This is a genomic window from Brevundimonas sp., from assembly GCF_013823285.1.
In the GTDB taxonomy this organism is placed as follows: Bacteria; Pseudomonadota; Alphaproteobacteria; order Caulobacterales; family Caulobacteraceae; genus Brevundimonas.
This window is the reverse complement of record NZ_PNLV01000106.1, coordinates 1-7,727: the sequence shown is the minus strand read 5'-3', so window position 1 is coordinate 7,727 and position 7,727 is coordinate 1. Positions and strand designations below refer to the sequence as shown.

Annotated in this window: 8 protein-coding genes; 5 read left to right on the top strand and 3 right to left on the bottom strand. The window is 67.2% G+C overall.

Features of this window, described 5'->3' with window-relative positions; translation table 11 throughout:
* The coding region (locus C0461_RS12180) for an AAA family ATPase (protein WP_292107326.1) at nucleotides 1-733 on the top strand (733 nt) is incomplete at its 5' end.
* A gap of 637 nt (nucleotides 734-1,370) precedes the next feature.
* Nucleotides 1,371-2,126, top strand: coding sequence for a hypothetical protein (locus C0461_RS12175; protein ID WP_292107323.1), 756 nt, complete (start codon nucleotides 1,371-1,373; stop codon nucleotides 2,124-2,126).
* Nucleotides 2,127-2,175: 49 nt separating this feature from the next.
* On the opposite strand, the gene C0461_RS12170 is transcribed toward C0461_RS12175, so the two are convergent.
* Entirely contained in the window at nucleotides 2,176-2,979 is an 804-nt protein-coding gene (locus tag C0461_RS12170; protein WP_292107322.1) for a hypothetical protein, read from the bottom strand.
* 123 nt (nucleotides 2,980-3,102) lie between these two features.
* Here C0461_RS12170 and C0461_RS12165 point away from each other — a divergent pair, with 123 nt between their 5' ends.
* Both C0461_RS12165 and C0461_RS12160 read left to right on the top strand, forming a co-directional pair.
* Nucleotides 3,103-3,321, top strand: a complete 219-nt coding sequence (locus C0461_RS12165) for a hypothetical protein (protein WP_292107320.1) — start codon at nucleotides 3,103-3,105, stop codon at nucleotides 3,319-3,321.
* 174 nt (nucleotides 3,322-3,495) lie between these two features.
* Entirely contained in the window at nucleotides 3,496-5,733 is a 2,238-nt protein-coding gene (locus tag C0461_RS12160) for a TonB-dependent receptor (RefSeq protein ID WP_292107317.1), read from the top strand.
* A 64-nt stretch (nucleotides 5,734-5,797) separates the two neighbouring features.
* On the opposite strand, the gene C0461_RS12155 is transcribed toward C0461_RS12160, so the two are convergent.
* Both C0461_RS12155 and C0461_RS12150 read right to left on the bottom strand, forming a co-directional pair.
* On the bottom strand, nucleotides 5,798-6,154 hold the full coding sequence (locus C0461_RS12155) for a hypothetical protein (protein WP_292107316.1): 357 nt from the start codon (nucleotides 6,152-6,154) through the stop codon (nucleotides 5,798-5,800).
* 108 nt (nucleotides 6,155-6,262) lie between these two features.
* A complete protein-coding gene (locus C0461_RS12150) occupies nucleotides 6,263-7,015 on the bottom strand; it encodes an SDR family NAD(P)-dependent oxidoreductase (protein ID WP_292107313.1) in 753 nt (250 codons plus the stop codon).
* A gap of 333 nt (nucleotides 7,016-7,348) precedes the next feature.
* On the opposite strand from C0461_RS12150, the gene C0461_RS12145 reads away from it, so the two are divergent.
* Nucleotides 7,349-7,727 (top strand): YaiI/YqxD family protein (locus tag C0461_RS12145; protein WP_292107310.1); only part of this gene is annotated, 379 nt, incomplete at its 3' end.

Below are 7,727 nucleotides of genomic sequence, written 5' to 3'. Positions count from 1 at the left end.
GGCCGAGTTCCTGTTCGACGACGACGCCGCCATCACCCGGCTGGACATGTCCGAGTACATGGAGAAGCACAGCGTCAGCCGCCTGATCGGCGCCCCTCCGGGCTATGTGGGCTATGACGAGGGCGGCGCCCTGACCGAGGCCGTCCGTCGCCGCCCCTATCAGGTGGTCCTGTTCGACGAGGTGGAGAAGGCCCACCCCGACGTGTTCAACGTGCTGCTGCAGGTGCTGGACGACGGCCGCCTGACCGACGGTCAGGGCCGCACCATCGACTTCCGCAACACCCTGATCATCATGACCTCCAACCTGGGGTCCGAGTATCTGGCCAGCCAGGGCGAGGGCGACGACGTGGAGGCCGTGCGCCCGCTGGTCATGGAGGCCGTGCGCGGCCATTTCCGGCCCGAGTTCCTCAACCGCATCGACGAGATCGTGCTGTTCCAGCGCCTCGGCCGCGACCAGATGGCCGGCATCGTCCGCATCCAGCTGGCCCGCTTCGAAAAGCTGCTGGCCGACCGCCGCCTGACCCTGTCCATCGACGACGCGGCGTTGGCCTGGCTCGCCGACCGCGGCTACGACCCGGTCTACGGCGCCCGCCCCCTGAAGCGCGTCATCCAGAAAGACCTCGTCGACCCCATCGCCCGCAAGCTGCTCGCCGGCGAGATCGAGGACGGCGGGGTGATCGCGGTGTCAGCGGGGGCGGACGGGTTGGTGATCGGGAAAGCCCAGGTCCACTAGGACCTGGGCTGCCCGGGCATTGTCATCCCGGCCGAAGCGCAGCCGAGCGCCGGGACGGGAAGGCGGCGGCGCATGAGGGCGTCAATAATCTAGGGGGTTACGCGACTCGCAAAACCACGTGATGTTGCGGGATGCTGACGTTCGAAGAAATCGATCGCCTTCTCGCCTCACCCAAGACTATTGGGGGACGGCCGGGCTGGCGCGAGGATCCAACTAGCAGCGGTCGAGCTCTTTTGGTCGTGCCCCTACTCCTCGACGAAGTTGCCGTCAGTGGGCTTGAAGTGCGCGGCAATGCGACGGTCCGAACGCAGCGCCAATCTGCCAGCTTGGTGCTGGTGGTCTCTGGTGATCCCGTCCAAAGGCTAAGCTTCAGGCCTAAGGCTGAGCACGTAAATTCCCTGCGAGCCGATCTGCCCCGCGATCTTCGGGGCAGGCGATTACCCGCCGATGTTACGCGGTTCTACCCTTGGGAGCTAAACAGACGCTGGCCACGTCAGCGCCAACCCCGCGAACGATACGATGGGCTCTGCGTTGAGCCTCCCCTGACCGATTTCGACGCAGCGATGATGTTCTTCTTAGAGAGATGCAATATTATAGGGAGCATTCCGCCCCCGCCGCATCGGCCGGAACTTTTCTAGTGTCAGATCAATACGAAGTCTTGAGAGACGCGATTGCTGGTAGCCAGCAGCCTTGGTTTGCTGACGGCGGAATTCGCGTGCCCACAACCACGCTGTTTCCCAGCGGTGAGGTGATCAACCTCGCAGTGACCCCTAATCGAAGCGGTGGTTTTCGTGTCTCTGATGATGGCTTGGGGCGCACAGCAGTTTTGGACGAAGGCGTTCATCACATGCGACCGGGCGACCGTAGACGGGCCGAAGCCATCGCAGAACAATCGGGCATCCGGTTTGAAGGTGATGCTTTCGTTGCTGACGATGTGGGCGCGCAGAATCTCGTAACTGCCATGGCGCTGGTTGCCGAGGCGTCGCGTGCTTGGGCTACGCTGATGTTGGAGCGATCGGTGAGGCACCGCGAGCGGGCGCTTTTTGAGGTCGTCAAAGACAAGCTGGAGCGTGCCTATTCCTCCCCCATGGTCCAGCCGAAGGTCGCGGTGCTCGGAGCAAGCAGCAGCCAGTACGACTTCGATTTTGGCGTGAAGCTGAGTGACGGTCGGATCGCCTTGTTCGAGATCATTAGTCCTGCCCCGCCTTCTGTCGCGTTTGCGCATACGAAGTTCTCGGACGTCCAGCGAGCACAACCCGACTGGCCTCGAGAAGCGGTCGTTGAGAACCTCAATGATTGGCCCGCAGAGGCTCTCGCTCTGCTGTCGCAAGTCACCTCTCACGTCCGCCCGGCTAGCGCTGAGTGGAAGGATTTGCCGCTGATGGCTGCGTAGTTTCACAACCGCGTCGCGCTCGACGTGCGCCGCACAGGAACGCGCGTGGCTATATCGCCTCCGCAGCCGACCTGATTTCGTCGGTCACATCCCGCGCCCCCTGCATGTCCCAGCAATTCTCCTCAAGTCGCAGACGCCAGGCATTCGAGTGCGCACTAAACGTGCAACGCCCCTCCAGCCCCTCGTGGGGCAGGATGATCGCGCGCTTCACCTGATACCGGGCGTCGAACAGCAGGGCGGCAAGATAGTCGAACTTCTTCTCGGGCAGGCGGCGCATGAAGCTCAACTGCCGTGAGCCGTTGTGCGCCGTCAGGCGGCGGCTCTTGATCTGATAGCGCACCCCGTCCTTGTCCGTGGCGTCATGCCCCGCCGCCGACGAGGTCTCCAGCGCCCATCCGAACGCGGTCGAGAACAGCAATTCGGCATAGTCGCCGACGGGGCTGTTCGAGGTGCGCACCACCTCGCGCCGTCGTAGTTCCTCCATCACCTCCGCATGAAGCGTAAGAAGCTCGCGGATCGACGCGCGGGCCAGCGGCGGTTCGTCACCCGGCGGCTCCGTCGGACCCGAGGGCGCGGCGATGACGAGCGGCTGCTCCTGCCGGGGTTCGGCCCCGTAGTCCTCCGGCGGCACGGCCTTCCTCAGCATGTTGCCGAGGTTCATTCGAACCTGGCCGGGGTTCAGATGCGCGTACTGCTGACGCCGGTCGATGCCGTAGCGCAGCGCCACGGCGTGAAGGGCGTCGACATCCAGCGATCCGTCCGATGCTGTCACCTGCGGCCTGAGCCACACGTTGAACGCATCGTTCTTGGTGAGCCGCTCCCACCGCTCCCGCCGTTCCTTGCTGATCTTCATGGTCGCCTCCCGCAATGCATGAGGAAGCCTAACGACGACCCACGTCAAATGCGGGCGGAGCCGCCCTAGCCCTCTCCCATCGCGAGCGGGCAAACCATCCGCCGCTTCGGGCGTTCATCGACCATGACCGACAAAACCCCCGCCCCCACCGAACCCCAGCAGGCCCGCCTCGACCTCCAGGCCGGGCCCGTGTCCGTGAAAATGGAGGTGCGGGTCACGCCCGGCGGCCTGCTGGCCATCGGCGGGCTGGTCAGCGGCATCCTGCTGTCCACCGCCGTGCTGGTGTGGAGCGCCACCGCCGTCCCGCGCCGCCACCCTGTCGCCTGGCGCCTCGGCCGCTGACCGCGGTTCTTCTCCGGCGGCGGCAGGCGGCCGCAATCCCGCCCCAAGCATGTCAGTCCTGCAACCTTCTGAAATCACGGTGTTTCATGACGGCGATTTAACTGAGGGCCTCGCCGTTGTCCTGCTATCGGCGAGGTTGATCGGACCCTGTGCGTCCGAAGGGGCTCGACCACCATGATCCGACTGAAAACCCTCCTGCTGGCCGGCGCGGCCGTGGCCCTCGTCGGCGCGCCCGCCCATGCCCAGACGCCCCCGGCCGATGACGCCCCGCCGCAACAGGCGCCCGCCGACGATCAGGCCCCGGAGGACGCCGACCCCACCACGGTCGAGGAGATCGTGGTCACCTCCGACTCCACCGCCATCCGCACCTCCATCGACTCCACCAGCTACAGCCTGGCCAATGATCTGCAGGCGACCACCGGCAGTCTGGCGGACGCCCTGCGCAACATCCCGTCGGTGGACGTGGACCCCCAGGGCGGGGTGTCCCTGCGCGGCGATGGCAACGTCACCATTCTGGTGGACGGCCGCCCCTCCGGCATCCTGTCCGGCCCGGGCCGGGGCCAGGCCCTGCTGCAGCTTCCGGCGGACCAGTACGCCCGCATCGAGGTCATGACCAACCCGTCCGCCGCCTACAGCCCCGAGGGGTCCGGCGGGATCATCAACCTGATCAGCCGCCCCAGCGCCCCGCGCGCCGGGGTCCAGAGCACCGGCTCGGTGCGCCTCAATGTGGGCGACGACGGCCGCTGGAACGCCGGGCTCAGCGGCTCGCGGCAGCAGGACCGCCTGACCCTGTCGGGTGATCTCAGCTACCGGGCCGACCCGAACACCTTCTCCTCCCTGCGCACGCGCGAGCAGCTGGACCCCGTCACCGGCGCCGTGGTCTCCACCACCACCACCGACCAGACCATGGAGATGGACCAGAGCGGCGCCTTTGGCCGCTTCACCGCCGAATACCGCCTCACCGACCGCACGCGCCTCAGCGGCGAACTGCGCGGGGTGGCCTTCACCGGCGACGGCCTGAACAGCGCCCTGTTCCAGACCCGCGACGCCTCCGGCGCCGTGACCGCCGCATACCGCCGCGACGGCGAGGTGGGCTTCGACTTCACCAATTTCGGCGGCACGGCCCGCGTGGTGCATCGCTTCGACGACGCGGGCCATGAATGGTCCAACGAGGTTCGCTACGACGCCAACGGCAACGACAACGAGGGTCTGGCCGTCAGCCGCTTCACCACCCCCGCCGCCCCCGACGTCTATGAGCGGACGCGCCAGAACAACGACCAGGCCACTCTGGGTTTCACCAGCGCCTATGTGCGGCCCTTCGCCGAAGCCGGCCAGATGCGTCTGGGCTATGAACTGACCCGGCAGAGCCCCGAGCAGGAGGTGGAGTTCGCCCGCGGCCCGTCGCAGGCCGGCCTGACCGTTATCCCGGGCCTCAGCAACCGCTTCGAGGGCCGCCAGACGGTCCACGCCGTTTACGGCACCTACGAGCGGCCCCTCAGCGAAAAACTGTCGGCCCAGTGGGGCCTGCGGCTCGAGCAGGCGGACATCCGCATCGACGACGTGACCGGCGGTGCCTCGGCGTCCCAGGACTATTTCCGCGCCTATCCCTCCGCCCACGTCCAGTACCAGCTCACCGACGACCAGACCCTGCGCGCCAGCTATTCGCGCCGCATCCAGCGGCCGCAACTGGCCCAGCTGAACCCCTTCGTGTCCTATCAGGACCCCCAGAACCTGCGCTCGGGCAATCCCGATCTGGAGCCCCAGGAGACCGACGCCTTCGAGGTCATGTGGCAGAGGCGCGCGGGCCAGACCTTCTATCAGGCCACCGTCTATGTGCGCGACACCAGCGGCGCCTTCACCGAGGTGGCCACCGACGTGGGCGGCGGTGTCCTGCTGACGCGGCCCGAGAACCTGGGCTCGCGCCTGGACGTGGGGCTTGAGCTGACCGCCAGCGGACGCCTTCACCCCACCCTGCGCTACAACGGCAGCATCAATGTCTTCCGTCAGGAGATCGACTCCACCGGCATCCCCGGCGGCGGCGAGCGGGACGCGACCCTGGCCAGCGGCCGCCTCAGCCTGAACTGGCAGCCCACCGAGAAGGATTTCGTGCAGGTCTCCGGCTTCTGGCAGGGCGAGACCCTGCTGGCCCAGGGCACCCGCGAGGCCGGCGGCATGCTCAACATCGGCTACCGCCGCAAGCTGACCGACCAGCTGTCGCTGAACATCACCGGCCGCGACGTGCTGAACAGCTTCAGCAATGACACCACGTTCGAGACCCCGCAGTTCCGCGAGCGGTTCGAACAGGACATCCGCCTGCGCGCCTTCTACATCGGCCTGACCTACAGCTTCGGCTCCGGCCCCCGCCGCCAGCCCGAACAGTTCGACTTCTCGACGTCCCCCACGGGGGGCTAGAGCCTGATCGGTTGAGACGGAATCGCTAGGCGATTCCGCCGAGGCCGTGAATCAGGCTCTCTGTCTAGTCCCCCAGCACCGGCATGACCTCGACCCCGTCGCAGGGGAAGATGCTCATGTGCGGGTGACCCTCGAACAGGCGGGCGGCGGCCTCATGGCTGTCCGCCCGCACCACCATGAAGACGGTCAGCAGATTGACCACGTCGGTCACGTCGCCCCGGTCGTCGATGCGCTTCGTCGGCCCCAGCGGCCCGCCCTGATAGAGGATCACGTCCCGGTGCGCCTCGTCCCACGCAGCGATGGCGGCCAGGCCGGTGCGTTGCCTCTCGGCCTTCTGCTCATCGGTCAGGGCGCCCCACTCGCGCCATTTCGGCCCCGTCTTGTCCATGGTGAACATCGCCAGATACCGCCACTGGGCCATGCCGTTCCTCCATTTTTCCGCATCTCTGACCGCAGTTTAGGGCCCACCTTGCCATCCCGGAAGCCGCGCCAGCGGCTATCCGGGACGCAACCTGCTGAGGGCTGGCGGCTAGACCGTCGTATAGCCCCCGTCGACCAGGTAGTAGCCGCCGGTCATGAAGGACGCGTCCTCCGACAGCAGGAAGCGCACCACCGTGGCCACCTCCTCCGGCCGGCCCAGCCGGCCCAGCGGGTGTTTGGCGACCAGCCCCTCGCGGGCCTCCCGGGGCAGGCCTTCCAGCAGCGGCGTATCGATATAGGCCGGGCCAACGCAGTTGATGCGCAGGCCCTGCGGCCCGTACTCGGCGGCGGCGTTTTTCGTCAGACCCACGACGCCGTGCTTGGCCGCCGTATAGGCGCCGTTGCCGATGGCCGCCACCGCGCCGTGGATCGAGGCCATGTTGACGATGGCGCTCTGGTCCGCCCCGGCCTTCAGCATGGCCGGAATCTGGTAACGCATGCCGTACATCACCCCGTTCAGGTTGATGTCCATGACCCGTCTCCAGTCGTCCAGATCCACCTCGCCCGCCGGGGCCTGGGCCCCGCCGATGCCGGCGTTGTTGACCGCATAGTTGAGCTTGCCGAAGGTCTCGACGGCAAAGGCCACGGCCTTTTCATTGTCCTGCGGGCTGGCGCTGTCGGCCACGAAGGGCGCGGCCTCGCCGCCGGCGTCGCGAATGGCCCGGGCCACCCGGTCGGCGCCCTTTTCGTTGATGTCCGTGACCACCACCTTCGCGCCCAGTCGGGCCAGCTCGTGGGCCACCGCCTCGCCGATGCCCGACCCGCCGCCGGTCACCAGCGCTGTCCTGTTGTCGAAGGTCATGGCCCGTCTCCTTGTGTCGCCCGGCGCGACCGATCCGCGCCCTGCCTTGGTAAGCGCCCGCCTGCTCCGGCGGTTGCAAGCGCCGCGACGCCGCCCACACCGCCCCGCCCCCCACGAAGACGGCTGCGCCTCGCCTTTTTCATCCCCCCGCCCACGGGCGCCCTATAATGCCCGCCTCGACCCTGATCCCCGGAGGCGACTTCCTACGATTGATACGAGTCAGACCGTGTTTTTTCCGCCCCCGGAGTCTGAAATCCGGCGCCGATTTCGGACTATTCGGACTATTCAGACCCTGTTTTTTTGAGTCCAGAGTCTGAAATCCGGGAAGCCTCCATGCACGTCCTCTACATCGACGCCGACGCCTGCCCCGTGAAGGACGAATGCTTCCGCGTGGCCGAGCGGGTGGGATTCCGGGCCGTGGTGGTCTCCAACGGCTGGATCAACCTGCCCCGCGCCCCCTTCATCGAGCAGGTGGTGGTGGACGCCGGTCCCGACGTGGCCGACGACTGGATCGCCGAGCGGGCGGGGCCGGGCGACATCGTCGTCACCTCCGACATCCCCCTGGCCGACCGCTGCCTGAAGGGCGGGGCCCAGGCCCTGCGGCCCAACGGCTCGGTCTTCACCCCCGACTCCATCGGCTCGGCCCTGGCCGGACGCATGGTGGGCGAGCACCTGCGCTCGGTGGGCGCCATGACCTCGGGCCCGCCGCCCT

Bases quoted from the DNA above. Each gene is read 5' to 3' on its own strand.
- C0461_RS12160 (WP_292107317.1), top strand. From the start codon at position 3,496: ATGATCCGACTGAAAACCCTCCTGCTGGCCGGCGCGGCCGTGGCCCTC.
- C0461_RS12170 (WP_292107322.1), bottom strand. From the start codon at position 2,979: ATGAAGATCAGCAAGGAACGGCGGGAGCGGTGGGAGCGGCTCACCAAG.
- C0461_RS12155 (WP_292107316.1), bottom strand. From the start codon at position 6,154: ATGGCCCAGTGGCGGTATCTGGCGATGTTCACCATGGACAAGACGGGG.
- C0461_RS12150 (WP_292107313.1), bottom strand. From the start codon at position 7,015: ATGACCTTCGACAACAGGACAGCGCTGGTGACCGGCGGCGGGTCGGGC.
- C0461_RS12165 (WP_292107320.1), top strand. From the start codon at position 3,103: ATGACCGACAAAACCCCCGCCCCCACCGAACCCCAGCAGGCCCGCCTC.